We start from the raw sequence: 20,842 nt of genomic DNA on the forward strand, positions 1-20,842 counted from the left end.
GCCGCGCAGGACAAACATTACCTCACTCCGAGGACCGTATCGACGCGCGTGCCTGTTGGGCGCGGGCCGCCAGCCCCTCGGCTCCGCAGGTCATCGCCTGCTTCTGCGCACGGGCCAGCTCCCGGTGCGATCCGATCGCGATCCCGTAGTCGACCCGGGCGAGGGCGTGCTCATAGGCGGAGGAGGACTTCTCCAGGTGGCCCACCGCCTCGGCGAGCAGTTGCGCGGAGCGCTCCGGGGGCGCGAAGAGGGCGACGCAGCGCAGGGCCTCGCCCAGGGCTGTGGGTGTGCCGAACCGTTCGGCGTGCACCCGGTTGCGGGCGGCGAGATGCGCCCCGCGGGCCGGGTCGGTCTCGGCCAGGGCGCGCGCCAGGTCACCGGCCCAGGGAGCCCAGATGCCGTTGAAGCGTTCGCGCGGCTCCAGTGCGGCGCCCGCCGCTTCCAGCTCGGCGATGGCGTCCTCCTTGCGGCCCTCCGCCAGCAGCAGGCGGCCCCGCACGCACGGTCCGTCCGGCAGCACCATGGCGCTGGGGTAGGGCGGGCCGAAGTCGTACCGGTCGGCGATCTTGCGGGCCTCGTCGGTACGTCCGCGGGCCAGCAGGGTGTCGATGAGCAGGCAGGCCGCGTCCCAGTGCACGGGCAGCCCGGAACCGACACGGTCGGCGAGGCGGAGCCCTTCGCGCAGGAAGCCCTCGGCCTCGGCGAGGCGGCCGCGACGGCGGTGGACCATGCCGAGCAGGGTGTGGGCGAACGCCAGGTGGGCCCCGCTCCAGCCGGAGATCTCGAAGGCCCGGACCGCTTCGCCGAAGAGGCTCTCGGCACGGTCCAGCTGGTCGACGAAGGTGTAGGTGATGCCGACCATGGTGGGCAGTTCGAAGCCCCACTCGGAGTCGGTCCAGCCGAGGCCCCGGGCGGGGCTGCCGTCGACCAGGGCGCGTTCGCAGAGGTCGACGATGAGCTGGGCGTTCTCACCGCGCAGCATGGCGTCGAAGGCCCGCAGCGTGAGCAGCGCCCGCTCCGCGTTGTCGCGGCCCTTGAGGTGGTCGGCGTTGCGGGTGAGCCGCCGGGAGCGGGTCGGTCCGTCGTCCTCGGTGGCCTGCATGCCCTCCCACATGAAGTGCGCGGCCTGCAGCCGCATCAGCCCGGGGCCGGGCGCGGTGCGCGCGGCCTCGGCGGCCAGCGACAGCGCCGCGTCCTTGAGCTGGTTGTTGTGGGCGAGCGCGGCGGCGAGCCGGAAGGTGGCGTCGATCCGCAGTCCGTCGTCGAGCCCCGGCATGTCCAGGGCGGCGCGCAGGTGCTGGACCGTGGTGGGCGGGGAGCTGAGCAGCGTCGCGCAGCCCAGCTCGTACAGCAGGACGGCCCGGTCCTTGGGGCGCGGCGGCTCCTCCAGTGCCCGCTCAAGACAGCGCCGGGCCGCTTCGGGCGCGCCGACGGCGAGGTGCTGGCCGGCGGCTTCGCGCAGCTGCGCGACCAGTTCCTGGTCGTCGTCCGGGTGGACCTCCAGGAGGTGCCGGGAGGCCGCGGCGGCGCCGAGACCGGCCCGGGTGATCGCCCAGGCGGCGCGCCCGTGCATGGCGGTGCGGGTGGCCGGCGGGATCGAGCGGTAGACGGCGGTCGCGATCAGCGGGTGGACGAACTCCAGCGGGTCGAAGCCGCTGACGATACGGGCGTCGCGCAGCCGGGCCGTGCAGTCGGCGGCCTCCGCCGAACTCATTCCGGCGAGGGTGGCGGCCAGCTCCTGGGAGATGTCGGTGCCGAGCACCGCGGCGGCCCAGGCGAACCGGTTGGCGTTCGTGCCGAGCCGCTCCAGCCGGGCGACGAGCCCGCTGCCCCGTGCGGACGCGCCCAGCTCGCGCAGTTCGCCGGCCGATTCCTCCACGGGCGGCAGTTCGCGGTCCTGGACCTTGGCGACCAGCTCGACCGCCTCGTACGGATTGCCTCCGGTGACGGCCCACACCTCGCGGCAGAACGGGTCGTCGGCGTGGTCGCCGAGGCCCGCGCGGACCAGCACGGCGGTGGCGTCGGGCGTCAGGGCCCGCAGCGCGACCCGGTTCACCGTGCCCTGACCGCCGGAGCCGCGCTCGGCCTCGCGGTCGGCGATGTAGTTGGCGTCGCGTTCGGCCAGTTCCTGCGGGCGGTGCGCCTGGACGACCAGGACCGGGAGTTCGCCGAGGCGGGCGGTGAACGAGGCCAGCCAGGCGAGGGATTCGCCGTCGGCCCAGTGCGCGTCGTCCACGATGAGCAGCAGCGGCCGGTGGCTGAGCCGGGACGCGAGCCGGCCGACGACGAAGTCCAGCCCGTCGCGCACACCTTGCGGGTCGGGCTGCGGGCCGCTCGGCTCGGCGAGTCCCAGGGCCGGCGCGGTGGTCTCGTACCAGTCGCCGAACAACGCCCGGGTCTCGTCGGGCGGGAACTGGTCGAGCGCGGGCTGCAGCAACTGCCGTACGACGTGGAACGGTACGGAGGTGACGGTCTCGCCGCCACGGGCGGACCAGACGGTGCAGCGGTCGGCGGCCATCGCCTGGATCTCGGCGAGCAGCGCGGTCTTGCCGATCCCCGCCTCTCCGCTGAAGACCAGAAGCCCGCCGACGGCCTGCGCACCGCACAGGGAATCCACCGCCTCGGCAGCGGCGGCGAGTTCCGGTTCACGCTCGTACAACGGACGGGACGGCTTCATGCCCACCCTTCCCACAGAGGCAGTCTTCTTCGACGGTCGAGCCTAGTCGTGCGCGGGTGCTCGCCGACAGGGTTCGCACGATTCCTTGCAGGTGCGGGGCACAATCGAGTAGTGAACGAGACGCGCAGAGACCGTGATGCCGAGGGCCGGGCGCGCAACGCGCGCCCCCGTGACGGACTGGGACGCCCCCTCCCGTACGGAACACCCGGCGTCGAACGACAGCCGGAGGGGGTCGTCCGCACGCCCGCGGAGACGCTCCGGGAGGCGCAGCGGCTGCTGGACGCGGGGATGCCGTTCCATGCGCACGAGGTCTTCGAGGACGCCTGGAAATCGGGGCCGGAGGACGAGCGCGAGCTCTGGCGCGGGCTGGCCCAGATCGCGGTGGGGCTGACCCATTCCGCCCGGGGCAACACCGAGGGCGGGGCCCGGCTGCTCCGCCGGGGCGCGGGAGCGCTCGCCCCGTTCGCCGATTCCGGGCCGCACGGGATCGCGGTCGGCGGACTGTCCGGCTGGGCGCGGGAATTGGCGGTCCGGGTGGAGTCGGGTCCACCGGTGGACGCCGCGGCCGAGGCGCCCCGCCTGCTGGGGTAGTCCGGCGGGCGGGGCCCGGGCCGGGCCCGAGGGCGGAAGGGCGGGCCGGGAGCGGAAGATCCGGGTCCGGGAACCGGAGGTCCGCGCAGCTACTACGATCCGGCTCCATGAGCACTTCTGACCAGGACCAGCACCGGGACCAGCGCCGGGACGAGCGCCGGGACGAGCGCGAGACCGGCCGCGAGGACGGACCGAACGACGAGCAGTCCGACCAGGACCGGGGCGCCGACGCCCCGATAGCCGGCACCACCGTGAAGACGGGGACGGAGGGGGACGAGATCGACGATGTCCCGGACGGTCAGGACGGGAAGAGACTCACTCCGCGCCAGGCCCGGCACCTGCGGATCGTCCTCTCCTCGGTGGGCATGGCCGCGATGGCCGTCGTGCTCGGGCTGCGGATCGCGAGCCGCTCGTCGGTGCTGGTCGTCGGCGTCTACGGACTCGCGCTCATCCTGTGCGGCGTGATGATCGAGCTGAGCAGGAACGGCCGCACCCGGCTGGCCAGCTGGCTGCTGGGGGCGGGGCTGCTGGCCGCCGTGGGCGCGGACTGGCTGCTGCTTCCCTGAAGCGGCCGCCGGGCGGTCATGCGGCCGGCCGGCCTCAGATCAGCAGGAGTTGGAGTCCGCCGGCCACCGTGGCGCCGATGACGATCCGGTCGAAGACCTTCTGGTTGATCCGGTCGACACACGCGCGGCCCAGGTAGGCGCCGGGCAGGACGAACAGCAGCAGACAGGCGTCGAGCAGCAGGGAGCGGGCGTCGATCAGGCCGAGGCCCACGCTGAACGGCACCTTGGACACGTTCACGATCAGGAAGAACCAGGCCGAGGTGCCGAGGAAGCCGAGCTTGCGGAAGCCGGCCGAGAGCAGATAGAGCGACATCACCGGGCCGCCGGCGTTGGCGACCATCGTGGTGAACCCGCCGAGAACGCCGTAGCCGCGCGCGGCGGTCCGACCGGTGCCGCCCTCGCCCGCACTGTCGGCTCCGATCCCGGTCCCGGCTTCCTTCTCCGTCCTCTGCTCCTCCGCCTCCTTCTCCTCCGCCTCCTTCTCCGCGATCCGGCGACGCCACAGGGTGACGCCCGTCATGAACAGCAGGATCGCGCCGATGGAGGTGCGGACCGCCGCGTCGTCGGCCCACAGCATGAACAGGGTGCCCGCCACGACGCCCACGGCGACGGCGGGGAACAGCCGGAGCAGGGTGGGCCAGTGGGCGTGACGGCGGTAGACGCGTACGGCGAGGAGATCGCCGGCGATCAGGATCGGGAGCAGCACTCCGGTCGATTCGCGGGCCGGGAGTACGGCCGCGAAGACCGCGAGGCTGATCGTATTGGCACCGCTGACGGCCGTCTTGGAGAAGCCGACGAGGGTGGATGCCGCCGCGAGTACGGCCAGTTGCCAGAGGCTGATGGTGTCCATGTCGGGAAAGATGGTAAGCACAACGGTTTCGGCCGACGCCCGGAGGCTCCCACTCCCCCGGTGAGCGTTTGATCGATTGAGCCCGCATGTGATCGATCTATTGACCCTCTTCGATCAGTCGATCAGGATTCCCGGATGACCGCCTCCGCTGCCGCCCTCTTCGGACTGCCCCCGGAAGACCGTGCGTCGAGCCCGTACACCGGATACACCCGCGCCCACTGGGAGGCGGCCGCCGACGGGATGCTGGACGCCGCCTGGAAGTGGGCCACGCCGGGCTGCGCCCGGCTCGACCTGCCCGGACCGCCGTCGCACTCGGGCGTCCGCTCCGACGGCCTGGAGGGGTACGCGCGTACGTTCCTGGCGGCGGGCTTCCGGGTCGCGGGGGCGGGCGGGAAGGATCCGCACGGTCTGCTGGAGCGGTACGCGGACGGGCTCGACGCCGGTACGCGGACACCGGGCCGGGACGACGCGGAGTCCTGGCCGCTGATCCTGGACCACGATGTGCAGGGCCAGCCCATGGTGGAGTCCGCGTCCGTGGCCCTCGGGCTGCGGCTCACCCGGCCCTGGCTCTGGGACCGGCTGACGTCCGACGTACAGGACCGGGCGGAGCACTGGCTGAGGGGCGCGCTGCGGCACGTTCCGGCGGGCAACAACTGGTACCTCTTCCCGTACACCGTCGCCGGGTTCCTGGAGTCGGTGGGCCGGGGCGACGCGGAGACGGCACGGGCCCGGGAGCGCGCGCTGGAGCTGCTGGCGGGCTGGTACCGGGGCGACGGCTGGTACGCCGACGGCGACGGGCGCGCCTTCGACCACTACAACGGCTGGGCGCTGCACCTGTATCCGCTCCTGGACGCCCATCTCGCGGGCGACGCACGGGAGTCGGCGCTCCACGGGGCGCGGTTGCGCGAGCATCTGGAGAGCTTCTCGCTGATGTTCGGCGGCGACGGGGCCCCGCTGCACTTCGGGCGCTCGCTGACCTACCGGTTCGCGGCGTGCGCGGGTGTGGGCCTGGGCGCGGTGACCGGACACACGCCGCTCGCCCCGGGGGTGTCGCGACGGGTGGTCAGCGGGGCGCTGCGGTACTTCCTGGAGCGCGGCGCGGTCGGGAACGACGGGCTGCTGAGCCTCGGCTGGCACGGCCCGCACGCGGCGACGCTGCAGAGCTATTCCGGTCCCGCGTCCCCCTATTGGGCGTCGAAGGCTTTCGTGGCTCTCCTGGCCCCGGCCGAGCATCCTTTGTGGGCGTCGCCGGAGGAGGAGGCTCCGAGCGAGGGCCCCGACCGGGTGCTGTCCGTACCGGCGGCGGGCCTTCTGCTGCAGTCGACGCGGGCGGACGGCGTGGTGCGGCTGCACAACCACGGCAGCGACCACGTCCGCCCGGACGAGGGCGAGTCGGCGGCCGACGAGGACCCGCACTACGCGCGGCTCGCGTACTCCACCGTGACCGGACCCACCTCCGCGGCGAACACGGCGGACAACCATCTGTCGGTGACGGTCGGCGGGGTGCGCAGCGCCCGGCGGCGCATCCGTCCGCTCGGGGCCGGGCACGGCGACGGCTGGGGCTGGGCGGCCTCCTGGCACCTGCCGGTGTTCCCGGCGGGCCCGTCCACCGTTCCCGGGCTGCGGGTGGAGAGCGTGACCGTGGCGCGGGGCCGCCACGAGCTGCGGGTGCACCGGGTGCTGGGCGCGCCGGACGGGGCGCGGGCGGAGCTGACGGGCTGGGCGACCGACCCCGGCGGGCCGGTGCGCTCGCGGTTGCGGGGGCTGCGCGGCTGGGAAGCGCCCGAGGACGTACGGGCCCCGCGGGGAACGGCGTTCGCGCCCTGGGCGACCGTGCCCCGGCTCGCCGCCGAGGTGACCGGCACGGTGGTCCTGGCGGCGCTGGCGTCCCTCACCGCCGAACCGGAAGCCGCACCGGACGCCGCCCCGGAAACCGACCCGCTGGACGGGGTGGTGGACCGGGTGGAGGTGGCCGGTGACACGGTCGAGGTGCGCTGGGCCGAGGACGGGGCGCGGACGCGGATCACGTTCGGCGGTACGGCTGTGTCGGCCGTGCCGGTGGTGACCGCGGTGCACGCGCGGCCGGACACTCCCTGACCTCCGCTGGGCGCCGGCGCCCCGACGGCTACGCGTCCGTACGGATCACCACCACCAGCGTCCGGGGCCCGTGGACGCCCTCCACCCGCTCCAGCTCGATGTCGGAGGTGGCGGACGGACCGCTGATCAGCGTCGTCGGCCGTTCGGGCACCAGCCGGGCCACCGCCTCGGGCACGCCCACCTCGACCGTGGAGAGGTCGACGACGCACACGTGCAGATCGGGGACGAGGGACAGCGCCCGGCGGCCCTGGCCGGGCGAACCGTCCAGGAAGATCGTGCCGGTCTCGGCGCAGCCGGCGGCCGACGCCGTCACCACGGCGTCCAGGGCGTCGAGTTGTGCGGGCGTGACGCCGGCGTCGTCCTGCCGCACCTCGCCGTCGTACCCGGCGAGCCAGCGCGCGTCGAGCCCGGCCGGCACGCCGATACGGCGGACAGCGTGCTCCCGCAGGACTTCGCGGACGACCTCGGCGGTGCGGTCGGCGGTACAGGGGTGGACCCGTGCCTTGTAGTCGAGGAGCCGGTCGGTGAACAGGGCGAGGCGTTGGTCGTCAGGCAGGGCGCGGCCGGTGCGGTAGGCGCGCGGGACGACGACGGCGGGCGTCGGGGCGAGCGCGAGGGCGTCGCGGATCCGGCCCAGCACGGTGTCGCGGGCACTGCCGGCGGCACGGTTCATGTCGCGTCCTCCTCGTCGTGCCCGCCGCCGGAGGCCGCGGTGTCGTGTTCGCCTGTAGCCGTGGCGTCGTGTTCGGCGGCCGCGGCGCGCAGGGCTGCCGTGCCCTCGTCGGAGGCGAACCAGGCGCGGAAGGTCTGCCGGGGCGGGGCCGCGGTGTCGCGGCTGTCACTCCAGCCGCTGAGCGGCGGAGGCAGCCGCGAGATCGTTCCGTCGCGCCCCGCGATCACGCGCCCGAGGCCGGCCGCCTTCTGCACGGCGGTGTAGAGACCCGGGCGGCGCATCACGGCGGCGGCCGCCTTCATCGCCAGCTTCTCCGGTGTGACGCCGGTCTGTTCGGTGTGCTGGTGGCGCAACTCCACCAGCAGCGACGGAATGTCGATCTTCACCGGGCAGGCGTCGAAGCAGGCGCCGCAGAGGCTGGAGGCGTACGGCAGGGAGCTGTTCGGGTCGTCCTTCGCCGCGTGCATCCCGGCCAGTTGCGGGGTGAGGACCGCGCCGATCGGTCCGGGGTAGGTCGATCCGTAGGCGTGGCCGCCGGTCCGCTCGTACACCGGGCAGACGTTCAGGCAGGCGGAGCAGCGAATGCAGTTGAGGGCCGCGCGTCCGGCGGCGTCGGCGAGGGCGGCGGTGCGCCCGTTGTCGAGGAGGACCAGGTGGAAGTCGCGCGGTCCGTCGCCGGGCGTCGCGCCGGTCCACAGCGAGGTGTAGGGGTTCATCCGCTCCCCCGTCGAGGAGCGGGGCAGGAGCTGGAGGAAGACCTCCAGGTCCTGGTAGCGCGGGATGACCTTCTCGATGCCCATGACGGTGATGAGGGTGTCGGGCAGGGTCAGGCACATGCGGCCGTTGCCCTCGGACTCGACGACGGCCAGCGTGCCGGTCTCGGCGATGCCGAAGTTGGCGCCGGAGACGGCGACCTTCGTGGTCAGGAACTTCTCGCGGAGGTAGCCGCGCGCGGCGGCGGCGAGGTGGGCGGGGACGTTGTCCAGCTCCGGGTCGATGCCGGGGACGTGGTCGAGGAAGATCTGCCGGATCTCGTCCCGGTTGCGGTGGATCGCGGGCACCAGCATGTGCGAGGGCTTGTCGTGGGCGAGCTGCACGATGAGTTCGGCGAGGTCGGTCTCGTACGGGGTGATCCCGACCGACTCCAGGTGCTCGTTGAGTCCGATCTCCTGGGTGGCCATGGACTTGACCTTGATGACCTCGTCGCTGCCGGTGGCCCTCACCAGCCGGGCGACGATCTCGTTGGCCTCGGCGGCGTCGCGGGCCCAGTGGACGGTGCCGCCGCGCTCGGTGACCTTGCGCTCCAGTTCTTCGAGCAGTTCGGGCAGCCGGTTCATGGCGTCGGTCTTGATGGCGGAGCCCGCGTCCCGCAGGGCTTCCCAGTCGGGCAGTTCGCCGGTGACGTTCAGCCGTTTGGCGCGGATGGCGCCGGTGGCGCGGCCGAGGTTGCGGCGGAGCTGGTCGTTGCCCAGTTCGTCGTGGGCGGCGCGGGGGAAGGCCTGGTCGCCGCGGAGGTTTCCGGTGCCGTACGGCGAGCGGGGCGGCGGGGCGGGCATGCCGAGGAACGTGCTCATACGGAGGCCTCCGTCAGGACGTCGGGCGTGGTGCGGGTCGCGGCGAGGATCCGGGCGAGGTGCAGGGTGCGGGTGCCGGACCGGATCCGGGAGAGCCCGCCGCCGATGTGCATCAGGCAGGAGGAGTCCCCGGCGGTGCACACCTCCGCCCCGGTGGCCGTGATGCTGTCCGTCTTGTCGTGGAGCATCGCGGTGGACGTCTCGGAGTTCTTGAGCGCGAAGGTGCCGCCGAATCCACAGCAGGATTCGGCTCCGGGCAACTCGACCAGGTCGATTTCCTCGACCGCGCGCAGGAGTTGGAGGGGCTTGTCGGCGACGCGGAGCATCCGCAACGAGTGGCAGGTGGGGTGGTACGTCACCCGGTGCGGGAAGTACGCGCCGACCCGCGTGACGCCGAGGACGTCCACGAGGAGCTCGGAGAGCTCGTAGGTCTTCGCGGCGACGGTCTCCACTCCGGCGCGGAGCGCGGCGTCCCCGTAGCGGTGGGCGACGATCCGGTGCTGGTGCCGTACGGAACCGGCGCACGAGCCCGACGGCATCACGACCGCCTCGATCGAGGCGTCGCCGAACCCGTCCGCGAAGTTGCGCACCAACGGCACGGGTTCTCGCTGGTAGCCGGTGTTGACGTGCATCTGCCCGCAGCAGGTCTGACCCGGTGGGAACACCACTTCGTGCCCCAGGCGCGTGAGCAGGATCGCGGTGGCCTGCACCGCGTCGGGGAAGAGCGTGTCTCCCAGACAGGTGGCGAAGAGTCCGATGCGCATGGAGCCTCCCCGGTCGGGTTCACTTGGGATCGAGGTTTCTATGGTCGGACCATACTAGGCACGGGCCGCCGAAGGGAACGTCCGTGTGGCTGTGACGCCGCGTGTCTGCGGTACCCGGCGTCACCCGGCAGCCGGATCGCCCTCTCGGGCCCCTACGGTGCGGTGGGCTCGTCCACCAGGGTCCCGTGCAGCCCCCGGATATGCCGTTCCACCAGGTCAGCGGCGGCCGCGCCCTTCCCGTCCCGTACCAGCGCGAGAAGGGCCTCGTGCTCGGCGTTGAGGGCGCGGGCCGTGGCCGGCCAGTCCTCGACGGCTTCCAGGGCGCGCAGGATCAGCGGTCGCACGGACTCGCGTACGGCGGAGGTGAGCGTGGACGTCAGGGCGTTGCCGGAGCTGCGGGCGATGAGCACATGGAAGCGGGTGTCCAGATCGTTGAAGCCGCTGACCCCGATCCCCGGCTCCGCCATGCCCGCCACCAGTTCCTCCGCCGCGTCGAGGTCTTCGTCCGGTGCGTGGCAGGCGGCGGCCTCGAAGCTGGACCGCTCCAGGATCACCCGGGCCTCCAGGACGTCCTGGAGGCTGTAGCTGCCGAGGGCGAAGTGCAGGCGGAGCAGGCGGCCCAGGGCGTCGTCCGGGTTGCGGACGATCCGGGCCCCCGCGTCGGGCCCCCGGCCGGGCTGGGCCACCAGGACGCCGATGGTCTCCAGCACGCGCAGCGCCTCGCGGAGGGCGGAGCGGCTGACGCCGAGCACCGGGGCCAGCTCCCGTTCGGGCGGCAGCCGGTCGCCGGCCCGGAGCTCTCCGGCGACGACCCGTTCCTCGATGCTGCGGAGCACGAGTTCATGGGTTCGGGACTGCTGCACGGGCTGCCATTCGACGGGCATCCGTATCTCCCTGCCTCGGCCGGATCCGGACATGCAGCCTATGTCACACCGGGCATGTGGTCGGACCTCACATCGGACCGTACGTCCATCCGTGCGTGCGACCACCTGCACGCGAAGGCCCCGCCCGGAGTCCGGACGAGGCCTTGACGCCGGCCGGACGGGGCCGGTGGGGCGGCGCATCCGGGCACCGCCGGGAGATGGGGCGCGGGTCAGCGGGTGGTGGGGATGTCCCGCCCGTGCTGACGTCCGCGCTGCGGGTCGAAGAGGTTGGCCGCCGCGCCGGACACGACGAGTCCCGCGGCGATCAGGAGGCCGTGACCCCCGGCGATGCCGATGCCCAGTGCGGCAAGCCCGACGGCGAGCCACAGCCAGGCGTTGCGGCGGCGGTACTCGCGGGGGGTGCGCGGCGTCCCGTCGGACATCGCCTCGGCGAAGCCGGGATCGTCGTGACGCAGCTGCTCCTCGAGTTCACGCAGCCGCTCGTCGTACGTGGGCATGGTGTCTCCCTCCCGGTACGGAAACCCTCTCGGCTCCTGAAGCCCCGGCTCCCCGTACCGCGGCACGGGGCAGGGCCCCCCGGGGCCCTGGACCTCATGGTCGTCCGGAGGGGCCCGCAGGGACCATCGGGGGCAGCACCCATATCCAGGGGCGCGCACCATGCAGACGGGGCGCGCACGCGGCACTCCGGAGAGAGGCCGGGGGCAGAGGCCGCCGGGGCGGCGTGTCCGGCCGCATGCCCGGGCGGCACGCTTCGCCCCGCGCAGCGGCGATAGTGAAGGCTGTCAGCGCGCCCGCACGACCCGACCTCCCAAGGAGCCGTCCGATCTTGTCCCTGTTCTGGCGGATCTTCCTGCTCAACGCCGCCGTGCTGGTCGCGGCCGGCGCCCTGCTGCTGCTCGGGCCGATCACGATCTCCACCCCGGTCCTGCTGACCGAGGCCATGATCCTGACCGGCGGTATCGCCTTCATGCTCGCGGCCAACGCGGCCCTGCTCCGGCTCGGCCTCTTCCCGCTCCAACGGGTCACGCGGGCGATGACGACCACCGACCTGCTGCGCCCGAGCCCGCGCCCCGAGGTCGCGGGGCACGGTGAGATCGCCGCGCTGATCGAGACGTTCAACACGATGCTGGACCGGCTGGAGGCCGAACGCGCCGCCAGCAGTGCCCGCGCGCTCTCCGCCCAGGAGGCCGAACGCCGGCGCGTGGCGCAGGAACTGCACGACGAGGTCGGGCAGACGCTGACCGCGGTTCTGCTGGAGCTGAAGCGGGTCGCCGACCAGGCCCCGGAGCCGCTGCGCGGAGAGCTGCGGCAGGTCCAGGAGATCACCCGGGGGTCGCTCGACGAGATCCGCCGGATCGCCCGTCGGCTACGGCCCGGGGTCCTGGAGGAGCTGGGCCTGGTCAGCGCGTTGACAGCGCTGATCACCGAGACGCCGACGCCGGACGGGCTGACGATCCGCCGGCAGATGGAGAAGGATCTGCCGGAGCTGGGCGCCGAGGCCGAACTGGTCGTCTACCGAATCGCGCAGGAAGCCCTCACCAACACGGTCCGGCACGCCCGCGCCACCCGGCTCGAACTCTCTCTGCGGCGCAGCGCCTGCGGGGTGGAGCTGCGCATCCGCGACGACGGCCGCGGCCTCGGGAACGCGCCCGAGGGGGCCGGCCTGCGCGGTATGCGCGAGCGCGCTCTGCTGATCGGGGCCGAGGTCTACCTCGGTCCCGGCCCGCAGGGCGGTACCGAAGTACGTCTCGATGTGCCCGCCCCGAACGGAAGCAAGTGACCATGCCCATCTCACCGTCCATCGCCACACCCGCCCGGGGCGCCGCCGCTCCGACCCGCATCCTGCTGGCGGACGACCACGCCCTGGTGCGTCGCGGCGTCCGGCTGATCCTCGACGGCGAACCGGACCTGACGGTCGTCGCCGAGGCCGGCGACGGTGCCGAGGCCGTGGAGATGGCCCGCAGCGAACAGCCCGACCTGGTCATTCTGGATATCGCGATGCCCCGTCTGACGGGCCTCCAGGCGGCGCGCGAACTGTCCCGGGTCATGCCCGGGCTGCGCATCCTGATGCTCACGATGTACGACAACGAGCAGTACTTCTTCGAGGCGTTGAAGGCCGGGGCGGCCGGGTACGTCCTCAAGTCGGTCGCGGACCGGGACCTGGTGGAGGCCTGCCGGGCGGCGATGCGCGACGAGCCGTTCCTCTACCCGGGCGCGGTGACCGCACTCATCCGCAACTTCCTGGACCGGGCCAAGGAGGGCGAGGACCTGCCGGCGCGGGCCATCACGGAGCGCGAGGAGGAGATCCTCAAGCTGGTCGCCGAGGGCCACTCCTCGAAGGAGATCGCCGAGCTGCTCGTCATCAGCGTCAAGACCGTGGAGCGGCACCGCGCCAACCTGCTCCAGAAGCTCGGACTGCGCGACCGCCTGGAGCTCACCCGCTACGCGATCCGCGCCGGGCTGATCGAACCCTGACCGGACCGGCGGGGACGCGCCGCCCCGGCCGAGCGGGGGCGGGCAGTTCATGTGATTCTCACCCGGTCCGCATAGGGTGCCCCCGTGACCCAGATGACCCCGCCCGGCTGGCATCCAGACCCCGGGCACTCAGGCAAAGGCCCCGCTCAGGAACGCTGGTGGGACGGAGCGCAGTGGACCGGCCATGTCCGCGCGTCGCCCGGCGCGGCGCGCCGTCGCGGGATCCGCATCGGCGTCGGCGTGACGGTCGCCGTCGTGGTGCTCGCCGCCATCGGGGGCGGCGTGTATCTGCTGGGCGAGGACGGCGACGACCGGCCGGACACCGCGGCCTCATCGCCGTCCGCCGCCCCCGACCTGCCGGGCCCGCCGGACGGCGACCGGAAGGACGGCGGAACGGGCGGCGAGGGCGACGGCGGGGAGAACGGCGAAGGCCAGGGGCCCGGCGGGCAGCTTCCGCCGAGCGAGCCGGGCTTCGCCACCGACCTCGCCGCCGGGATCAGCCTCCCGGTGCCCGAGGGGTGGAAGGGAAGGTCCGGGGCGGTCGGCGCCGGAGTGACGACGGGTGAGCACCCCTGCCCCGGCGACACCGCCGAGACCTGCGTGCGCGGCGGAGTGTTCTCCGCCCCGGCGGCCGCCATGAAGCTCACCGCCGGGACGCCGGAGGAGGTGGCCAAGAAGGACATCGCCGCCAACGCCGAGGAGTCCTACGGCGGAAAGAGCTACGGGAAGATCGGCTCGCACGAGGAGCTGAAGTCCGAGGCCGTCACGGTGGCGGGCGGCAAGGGCTATGTCGTGCGCTGGAAGGTGGTGACGGAGAAGGGCGACGACGGCTACGTGGAATCGCTCGTGTTCCCCTCCCCCACCTCCAAGGACATGCTCGTCGTGGTCCGGTCCGGGTTCGACATCGACAAGGACGCGCCGAAGCTGTCGGTCCTCGACGAGATCACCGGCGGGATCAAGGCAGCGTCCGGTGCCGGCGGAAGCACCGGCGGGGCGGTCTGACGCACCGCACACCACCGGCCCGCACCGCACGGAACGGCGGGCCCGGACCGAGAGGTCCGGGCCCGCCGTTGTCCGTTGTCGCAGGCCCGCCGTGCTCAGTCCGTGGCCGTCGCCGGGTCGCTGACCCCGACGGCCCCCGTCTCGACATGACCGGCGAAGCGGCGCAGGAAGACCGGGTCGCCCTCGGCCGTGACGGACACGTCGTACCAGCGCTTGCCCGCCCGCAGGTCCATGGTGCGCGACACCGTGGCGCCGGGCCGGACGGTGACGGTCTGCTCCGCTCCCCCGTACGCCTCGGCGTTGGCGAGGGTGAGGCGGACCTCGGTGTCGCCGGGGTTGGTGAGCTTCAGGTCGAGGTTGCCGCTCCCGTCGTTGTGGCGGGCGGTGACCTCGGGACCGGCGGTGGAACCCGGGCTCCTGAACGTACGCAGGAAGCCGTTGGGGCCGTGGACGGTGAGGTCGTGGGTGCCGCCGGAGTAGGCGGAGTTCCAGGCGTCCGCCACGGTCCTGCCCGCCTCGGCGGTGTACGTCCACGGGACGTCGGTCCGGTTCGCGGAGGTGACGTAGAACTGCGCACCGGCCGCCGTCCCCGGGCTGAAGGTGAGCGCGATCTTCCCGGTGCCGGTGTCGACGACGGCATCGACGTACGGGGCGTACGGGAGCGGCCGGGCGGGGCGGCCGCCCGGCTCCTGCTTCGGCAGCGAGCCGACGGCGGGCGGGGTGGGCCGGTAGTCGGGGTGCCGCTCGCGGTCCGGCGGCTCGTAGGCGGAGGTGTCGGGCAGGTCGTCCGGGGCCGGTTCGGTGCGGGCGAAGTCGAAGGCGGAGGTCAGGTCGCCGCACACGGCACGCCGCCACGGTGAGATGTTCGGCTCGCGCACACCGAAGCGCTGCTCCATGAACCGGAGCACCGAGGTGTGGTCGAAGGTCTCGGAGCACACGTAGCCGCCGGTGCTCCAGGGCGAGACGACCAGCATCGGGACGCGCGGCCCGAGTCCGTAGACACCGGGGCCGTACGAGGAGCCGCCCGCGTACACCTCGGTCGAGGTGTCGGCCGTGGACAGGCCCCGGTCGGCGGAGGTCGGCGGGTGGGGCGGTACGACGTGGTCGAAGAAGCCGTCGTTCTCGTCGTAGGTGATGAACAGGGCGGTGCGGCTCCACACCTCGGGGTCGGACGTCAGCGCGTCGAGCAGCCGCGCGATGTACCAGGCGCCGTAGTTCGAGGGGAAGTTGGAGTGCTCGGTGAAGGCCTCCGGGGCGGCTACCCAGGAGATCTGCGGCAGCTTCCCGTTGCGGACGTCGGCGGCGATCCCGTCGAAGTAGTCGTCGCCGTCGGCCACGTTCGTACCGGTGCGCGCCTTGTCGTACAGCGGGTCGCCGGGCCGGGCGGTGCGGTACCTGTCGAAGTAGAGCAGCGAGTTGTCTCCGTAGTTGCCCCGGTAGGCGTCGTCGATCCAGCCCCAGCCGCCGGGGCCGTCCAGACCGTCGCCGATGTCCTGGTAGATCTTCCAGGAGACCCCGGCCTCCTCCAGCCGTTCGGGGTACGTCGTCCAGCCGTAGCCCCGCTCCTCGTTGCCGAGGACGGGCCCGCCGCCGGTGCCGTCGTTGCCGGTGTGCCCCGACCAGAGGTAGTAGCGGTTGGGGTCGGTGGCCCCGATGAACGAGCAGTGGTAGGCGTCGCACACGGTGAAGCGGTCGGCGAGCGCGTAGTGGAACGGAATGTCGTCCCGGGTCAGGTAAGCCATGGTCGTCGGCGTCTTCGCCGGGACCCAGCGGTCGTAACGCCCGTCGTTGTACGCCTGGTGGCCGCCCGCCCAGTCGTGGTTGAGGCCCTGGAGGAACTGCATGCCCAGGTCGTCCGCGGTCGGGTGGAACGGCAGGGTCTCCTTGCCCGCCGCATCGGCCTGGTGCCAGACGGACTTCCCGCTCGGCAGGGTCACGGGCCGCGGGTCGCCGAATCCCCGTACCCCTTTCAACGCGCCGAAGTAGTGGTCGAAGGAACGGTTCTCCTGCATCAGGACGACGATGTGCTCGACATCCTCGATCGTCCCGGAAGCGCGGTGGGCGGGAATCGCGGCGGCGCGGTCGATGCTGCCCGACAGCGCGGCGAACCCCGCCGTGGCACCGGCTATCCGGAAGAAGCGGCGCCGATTCATATCAGCCATGGGTGAGGGGCCTCTTGGGGTGTGGGGAACAGAAGCGAACAGGATGTTCCAAGAGAACCGAACAGAACGGAAGAGGTCGTGACGCAACGGTTAACGTCGGCGGTACGCGCGACGCGTGCCATCCGCTCCGGGGCGCCCGGGTACGGTTCCGGCATGCCGTTCTACGTACACGCACAGGACAAGCCGGATGTCGCGGACCAGCTGGCCGAACTCTGCGAGGAGCACTGGTCCTACATGGACCGGTTCGCGGACGGGCTGATATTTCGCGGGCCCACCCTGTCCGACGACGGGGAGGAGCACACGGGCAGCGTCCATGTGGTCGACCTGGCCGACCGGGCGACGGCGGAGCGGTTCGCGACCGAGGAGCCGTTCTGGAAGGCCGGTCTCTACCAGGACTGGACGGCGGACCCGGTGATGGTGCTGCTGCACCGCGAACCGGTGGCGGACGTCCTGTACACGCTCGTCACCGCCCGCTGGTCGCCGCGCACCCGCACGCCGGGCGAGGCCGAGCCGTGGCTGTCGGCCGTGGACGCGGACGAGCGGCCGGCCTTCGTGGCCGCGCTGGTCGACGACGACCAGGACCGTACGACGGGATTAGTCGCGGCCGTGCGGGCGCGCCCGGACGAGGCGCGGAGCCTGGTGCAGCCGCTGGCGGACCGGCTCGGCGGTGGGCCCGTGCCGCTCACCGCCCAGCGCTGGCAGCGCGGCGGCCGTAGCTGAGCGCCCCAGGAGGTCGTGGGGCGCGCGGCGGACCCCACCTCACGGCAACGAGCGCGTGAGCCACACCACTTCGCCGTTGTCCTCCGTGCTGACGTGATCGCGCTCGAAGCCGAGCTTCTCCAGAACGCGGAGCGACGGAGCGTTCCACGCCCCGACGGTCGACCAGAGCCGTTTCCGGCCGGTCGCCACGGCGGCTCCGAGCACCGCGCCGGCCGCCTCGGTGGCGTAGCCGCGCCCGTGCGCGTGCTGGAACAGCTCGTACGCGATCTCGGGCTCCTCCAGGGTGGTACGGCCGATGATCAGCCCGCAGTAGCCGATGAAGTCCCCCTCCTCGCGGCGCTGGACGGGCAGCAGGGCGATCCCGTTGGTCTCCGTCGCGGCCAGCAGCTCCGCGATGGACTTCCGGATGCGCTCGACCGGGGGTGTGCCGTTGCCGCGTTCCGCGAGGAGCGCGGAGAAGTCGGCGGCGTCGGACTCGGCCCAGGGCCGGAGTATCAGGCGCTCGGTCTCCAGGTGGAACGGCATCGTCTCGTACGTAGGCATGGGCCCTACTCTGCCCCACCGGATGATCAGGGAACTACGGCTGAGGCAGCGGTACGAGCAGTTCCCACAGGAGTCCCACGAGGAGATCGGGTCGCCCTACGAAGGGCGAATGGCCCGTCCGCCACTCACGCACCTCGGTGCAGCGAGCGGCCATCCTCCGTTGCAGGGCCGGAGCGATGGCCCGGTCCTGGCCGCAGACGACGTAGGTGGAGGAAGTGTCCTTCCAGCTGTGATAGGCGGGGACTCCTCGTCCGCAGCCGGGGGCCTGCGGACGAAGCAGCCCGACCGCCCGGGCCGCGAGAGGCTCGGAACAGTCGTGGTAAAGAACGTCGGCAGCCCGGTCGGGATGCAGGCTGGTCGATCCGTCGGGCCCGGGACTGATCGCCGCCCGGAGCCGCGAGGACGCCCCGCCCAGAGCGGCCGCGCTCTCGCCGGTGTCCGGCACGAAGGCCGCCAGATAGACCAGATGCCGCGCTCCGCGCACTCCGGTGATCACCGACCCACCGTAGGAGTGCCCGAGCACGAGCGGGGGTTCCGGCAGCGAATCGACCGCGTTCTGGACCGCTGCGGTGTCAGCGGACAGCGAGCCTCGGTGCAGCTCGGGAACGACGGCCTCGATCCCCGCGGTCCGCAAGCGTTCCACCACCCTGCCGAGGTGCTCGGGACGGTGGTACAGGCCATGAACGAGCACTACCGCCGGGCCGCAACGGGTGTTCCCTGCTCGCCGACGACATCGGCCACTCGGCGCATCTCCACGCGGCCCGGACATCATTCGCCGCGGTCTCACGCGCGCCACCGACGGCTTGTACGAAGCTGAGGCGATCGAGCACCGAGGGCCCTGGGAGGCGCTGACCAGGCACAACGTGACGTCCAGTGGGTCGGCCGGCACAACACCGACCGCCCGCGCTCAGAACTCGGCCACCGCTCGCCCGAGGAATTCGAGGCTCGGCGCCACCGACCCGCAACCACGAACGCCGCCCGAAACCACAAGAACCGCATGCTACGGACCTCGGAACTGCTCAGCGAGCGCATCGAGGCTCGGGCGGATCGCTGCCGCAGCCGCGGCGGCGGCAGCGGCTTCATCTCCTGCCTCGATCGCCGCCAGCAGTGCGTCGTGGGGTTCGGCGCCGCTCTCCTCGATCACGTCCTGGCTGCGCAGCGCGTGCAGACTGTCATGGAGTCGGCCGACGAAGAAGCGGTAGCACTCGAGCAGCATGCTGTTTCCCGCTGCTTCCACCACTGCCAGGTGGAAGTCTGCGTCGGCACGGGCGAAGTCCTCCGGCGCAGTGGCGTGATTTCGGGCAGCGAGCAAGCTGCGCAGCCGCCGCAGGTCGGCATCGGTGCGGCGGACGGCGGCGAGCTGGGCCGCCTGAACGTCGAAGCCGAGCTGGACCTCGAACACTTCGCGGACGTCGGCCGTCCCGAACCGTCGCAGCATGGGGGCCGGGTCGGTGGTGGATACCACGTAGGTACCGGCCCCCTGCCTGGTCTCCAGTACCCCCAAGTGCACCAGGGCCCGTACCGCCTCCCGGACCACGGTACGGCTCACTCCCAGCTCCTCGGTGAGCCGCTGCTCGGTCGGCAGCCGGTCCCCGATCACCCAAGTGCCTTGCATCAGAGCTTCGTTGAGCTGGCCTACCACCTCGTCGACCGAGGACCTGCGGCCGATCATGCGCATGGGGGCTCCTTCGCCGGTTGCCATCTTCCGGCCCTACAGTATCCTGATCACCTGCCATCATTCATCAGTCGTCATACAAATTTGGAGCTACGGTGAAGCAACTCATCACACCCGATTCCTTGGCCTGGGCCGCACAACTGCGCGAGGACACCGGGGCGGACTCCATGCCGTTCGCCCCGGCGGTCGTCACGCGCGGCGACACTGTGTGGCTTTCGGGCGCCACCGCCTACCCGCTCGTACATCAGCACCCCCACGACGAGGCCGGGCTCACCGTGCCCGAGGGAATCGCGGAGCAGACCCGGGCCTGCCTGGAGAACCTGCTCATCGCGTTGAAGGCGGCCGGCGGCGACCTCCAGGACATCGTCAAGGTCACTATTTTCAACACCGACATGGACGCCCAGAACGAGGTCAACCAGGTCTACGCGGAGTTCTTCGGCGAACACAGGCCGGCACGCAGCCATATCGGTGTCAACCGCCTGGTCGGCCCCGAGCTGAAGATCGAGATCGAGGCCGTGGCGGTCCTCGGCTGACGGCGTACGGCGCCGGCCGATGGTGTGCTCCCCGAGCAAGGCGCGCCGTTCGCCCTGCCGACGCCCGGGCAGGCGGCGGGCAGGCGGCATTCGCTACCCGTCCGACCGCTGCCTGCCCAGTGGTTCCTGCCTTTCAGCAGGATCAAATATCGCAGGAGCAAAGAATGTCCCTCTTCATTCCCGATTTCGACGGAACCGTCGTGGTGCGCTCAGCTGACGCCGAATTGATAGGCGAGGGTGGCCCGGTCACCAACCAGTTGCTCATCGACAGCTCCGCCACGGGCGGGGCGCTCTCCAGCATGCGGGTCACCCTCGGCAAGGGCGCCGACGGCGCCCGTCCTCACCACCACCGCAAGTCCGCCGAGATGTTCTACGTCCTCGACGGCACCGCCCAGCTCCTGTCCGGCGATCACGTGGTCACCGCGGAGCGCGGAGACGTGGTCGTCGTACCACCCGGTACCCAGCACGCCTTCGCCGCCGCACCCGGCGAGATCGCGAACATGCTGGTCATCATCACGCCCGGAGTGGAGCGCTTCGAGTACTTCCGCCACCTCGAGCGCGTCCACTACGGCAAGGTGCCGCCGGAGAGCCTCCTCGATGTTCAGGAACTCTACGACTCCTATTTCGGATCGAGTCCTGTCTGGAACACTGTCCGATCGATGTCCGTCTGACGTCCAGACAGCCTCACCCGCCCGCGCCTGCCGGGCGGGTTCCCCGGCCGTCCGCAGCAGACCGAGCTCGCGGTCCAGGCCCACGGCCGAGGCTCCGGAGCGGGCAGCGGGCCCCGTGCCGGTGGCCACGTCAAGCACGCACGGTGCGGTCCCGGTCGCGTTGCGGCCGAGTTCGGCCAGGGCTGTGGCGGTCACGTCGTCGGCGGCGTGGGCCCAGGCGTCACCGACGGCGTAGTCGCCGCCGCTCCAGCCACCGGTCACCCGCCGCCCGCGGCGCCTGACGAGGCGCGGCTACCGCCCCGGACGGCCGGGAAACCTGTCCGGGAGGCCAGCGGCGTGAAGGACGAGGCCGTGCTCGCCGGCCAGCGTCTCCGGCACCCCGGAC

The 20,842-nt window shown here is 72.3% G+C and carries 20 protein-coding genes; 9 read left to right on the plus strand and 11 right to left on the minus strand.

Annotated elements, in window-relative coordinates; genetic code table 11:
- Positions 1-22: 22 nt before the first annotated feature.
- A complete protein-coding gene (locus AC0VY3_RS20855; protein WP_103510777.1) occupies positions 23-2,677 on the minus strand; it encodes an ATP-binding protein in 2,655 nt (884 codons plus the stop codon).
- Positions 2,678-2,788: 111 nt separating this feature from the next.
- Between AC0VY3_RS20855 and AC0VY3_RS20860 the strand changes: the two genes are divergently transcribed.
- Together AC0VY3_RS20860 and AC0VY3_RS20865 are read left to right on the plus strand one after the other, a co-directional pair.
- Positions 2,789-3,268: a DUF309 domain-containing protein gene (locus tag AC0VY3_RS20860; RefSeq protein WP_475550268.1), complete on the plus strand. Its 480-nt coding sequence runs from the start codon at positions 2,789-2,791 to the stop codon at positions 3,266-3,268.
- Between the two features lie 107 nt (positions 3,269-3,375).
- On the plus strand, positions 3,376-3,834 hold the full coding sequence (locus AC0VY3_RS20865) for a hypothetical protein (RefSeq protein WP_475550269.1): 459 nt from the start codon (positions 3,376-3,378) through the stop codon (positions 3,832-3,834).
- A 34-nt stretch (positions 3,835-3,868) separates the two neighbouring features.
- Here the strand turns inward: AC0VY3_RS20865 and AC0VY3_RS20870 are convergent, their stop codons facing one another.
- Positions 3,869-4,684, minus strand: a complete 816-nt coding sequence (locus AC0VY3_RS20870; protein WP_475550270.1) for a sulfite exporter TauE/SafE family protein — start codon at positions 4,682-4,684, stop codon at positions 3,869-3,871.
- Between the two features lie 135 nt (positions 4,685-4,819).
- Here AC0VY3_RS20870 and AC0VY3_RS20875 point away from each other — a divergent pair, with 135 nt between their 5' ends.
- Positions 4,820-6,781: a DUF2264 domain-containing protein gene (locus AC0VY3_RS20875; protein WP_475550271.1), complete on the plus strand. Its 1,962-nt coding sequence runs from the start codon at positions 4,820-4,822 to the stop codon at positions 6,779-6,781.
- A gap of 28 nt (positions 6,782-6,809) precedes the next feature.
- On the opposite strand, the gene AC0VY3_RS20880 is transcribed toward AC0VY3_RS20875, so the two are convergent.
- The 5 genes from AC0VY3_RS20880 to AC0VY3_RS20900 all read right to left on the minus strand — a co-directional run bounded on the left by AC0VY3_RS20880 (position 6,810) and on the right by AC0VY3_RS20900 (position 11,173).
- Positions 6,810-7,454 carry a LutC/YkgG family protein gene (locus AC0VY3_RS20880; RefSeq protein ID WP_103510772.1) on the minus strand — a complete coding sequence of 215 codons (645 nt, stop codon included), beginning with the start codon at positions 7,452-7,454 and terminating at the stop codon, positions 6,810-6,812.
- Positions 7,451-9,028 (minus strand): lactate utilization protein B, encoded by a 1,578-nt coding sequence (locus tag AC0VY3_RS20885; protein ID WP_475550272.1) that lies wholly within the window; start codon positions 9,026-9,028, stop codon positions 7,451-7,453. Before AC0VY3_RS20885 ends, AC0VY3_RS20880 begins: the two co-directional genes overlap by 4 nt.
- Positions 9,025-9,792 (minus strand): (Fe-S)-binding protein, encoded by a 768-nt coding sequence (locus AC0VY3_RS20890; protein WP_475550273.1) that lies wholly within the window; start codon positions 9,790-9,792, stop codon positions 9,025-9,027. The genes AC0VY3_RS20885 and AC0VY3_RS20890 overlap by 4 nt, the downstream gene beginning before the upstream one ends.
- A gap of 152 nt (positions 9,793-9,944) precedes the next feature.
- Positions 9,945-10,676 (minus strand): FadR/GntR family transcriptional regulator, encoded by a 732-nt coding sequence (locus AC0VY3_RS20895; RefSeq protein WP_103510769.1) that lies wholly within the window; start codon positions 10,674-10,676, stop codon positions 9,945-9,947.
- Between the two features lie 209 nt (positions 10,677-10,885).
- A complete protein-coding gene (locus AC0VY3_RS20900) occupies positions 10,886-11,173 on the minus strand; it encodes a DUF3040 domain-containing protein (RefSeq protein WP_103510768.1) in 288 nt (95 codons plus the stop codon).
- A 329-nt stretch (positions 11,174-11,502) separates the two neighbouring features.
- Here AC0VY3_RS20900 and AC0VY3_RS20905 point away from each other — a divergent pair, with 329 nt between their 5' ends.
- From AC0VY3_RS20905 to AC0VY3_RS20915, 3 genes are all read left to right on the plus strand, one after another.
- The gene (locus AC0VY3_RS20905) at positions 11,503-12,456 is read left to right on the plus strand and encodes a HAMP domain-containing sensor histidine kinase (protein WP_475550274.1); all 954 of its coding nucleotides are present in this window, start codon (positions 11,503-11,505) and stop codon (positions 12,454-12,456) included.
- Between the two features lie 2 nt (positions 12,457-12,458).
- Complete coding sequence (locus AC0VY3_RS20910; protein ID WP_475550275.1) at positions 12,459-13,151, plus strand: response regulator; 693 nt, start codon at positions 12,459-12,461, stop codon at positions 13,149-13,151.
- 93 nt (positions 13,152-13,244) lie between these two features.
- Positions 13,245-14,153, plus strand: a complete 909-nt coding sequence (locus AC0VY3_RS20915; protein WP_475551713.1) for a DUF2510 domain-containing protein — start codon at positions 13,245-13,247, stop codon at positions 14,151-14,153.
- 95 nt (positions 14,154-14,248) lie between these two features.
- On the opposite strand, the gene AC0VY3_RS20920 is transcribed toward AC0VY3_RS20915, so the two are convergent.
- Complete coding sequence (locus AC0VY3_RS20920) at positions 14,249-16,315, minus strand: phosphocholine-specific phospholipase C (RefSeq protein WP_475550276.1); 2,067 nt, start codon at positions 16,313-16,315, stop codon at positions 14,249-14,251.
- 153 nt (positions 16,316-16,468) lie between these two features.
- Here AC0VY3_RS20920 and AC0VY3_RS20925 point away from each other — a divergent pair, with 153 nt between their 5' ends.
- Positions 16,469-17,035 carry a YciI family protein gene (locus tag AC0VY3_RS20925; RefSeq protein ID WP_475550277.1) on the plus strand — a complete coding sequence of 189 codons (567 nt, stop codon included), beginning with the start codon at positions 16,469-16,471 and terminating at the stop codon, positions 17,033-17,035.
- 39 nt (positions 17,036-17,074) lie between these two features.
- Here the strand turns inward: AC0VY3_RS20925 and AC0VY3_RS20930 are convergent, their stop codons facing one another.
- The 3 genes from AC0VY3_RS20930 to AC0VY3_RS20940 all read right to left on the minus strand — a co-directional run bounded on the left by AC0VY3_RS20930 (position 17,075) and on the right by AC0VY3_RS20940 (position 19,256).
- Positions 17,075-17,578 carry a GNAT family N-acetyltransferase gene (locus AC0VY3_RS20930; protein WP_242737522.1) on the minus strand — a complete coding sequence of 168 codons (504 nt, stop codon included), beginning with the start codon at positions 17,576-17,578 and terminating at the stop codon, positions 17,075-17,077.
- Between the two features lie 34 nt (positions 17,579-17,612).
- A complete protein-coding gene (locus AC0VY3_RS20935; RefSeq protein WP_475550278.1) occupies positions 17,613-18,269 on the minus strand; it encodes an alpha/beta hydrolase in 657 nt (218 codons plus the stop codon).
- A 309-nt stretch (positions 18,270-18,578) separates the two neighbouring features.
- Positions 18,579-19,256, minus strand: a complete 678-nt coding sequence (locus AC0VY3_RS20940; protein WP_103510762.1) for a FadR/GntR family transcriptional regulator — start codon at positions 19,254-19,256, stop codon at positions 18,579-18,581.
- A gap of 92 nt (positions 19,257-19,348) precedes the next feature.
- Between AC0VY3_RS20940 and AC0VY3_RS20945 the strand changes: the two genes are divergently transcribed.
- Together AC0VY3_RS20945 and AC0VY3_RS20950 are read left to right on the plus strand one after the other, a co-directional pair.
- Positions 19,349-19,786 carry a RidA family protein gene (locus AC0VY3_RS20945; protein ID WP_219821356.1) on the plus strand — a complete coding sequence of 146 codons (438 nt, stop codon included), beginning with the start codon at positions 19,349-19,351 and terminating at the stop codon, positions 19,784-19,786.
- A gap of 164 nt (positions 19,787-19,950) precedes the next feature.
- Positions 19,951-20,457, plus strand: coding sequence for a cupin domain-containing protein (locus AC0VY3_RS20950; RefSeq protein WP_475550279.1), 507 nt, complete (start codon positions 19,951-19,953; stop codon positions 20,455-20,457).
- Positions 20,458-20,842 lie beyond the last annotated feature (385 nt).

The organism is Streptomyces sp. iso_384 (assembly GCF_056172905.1).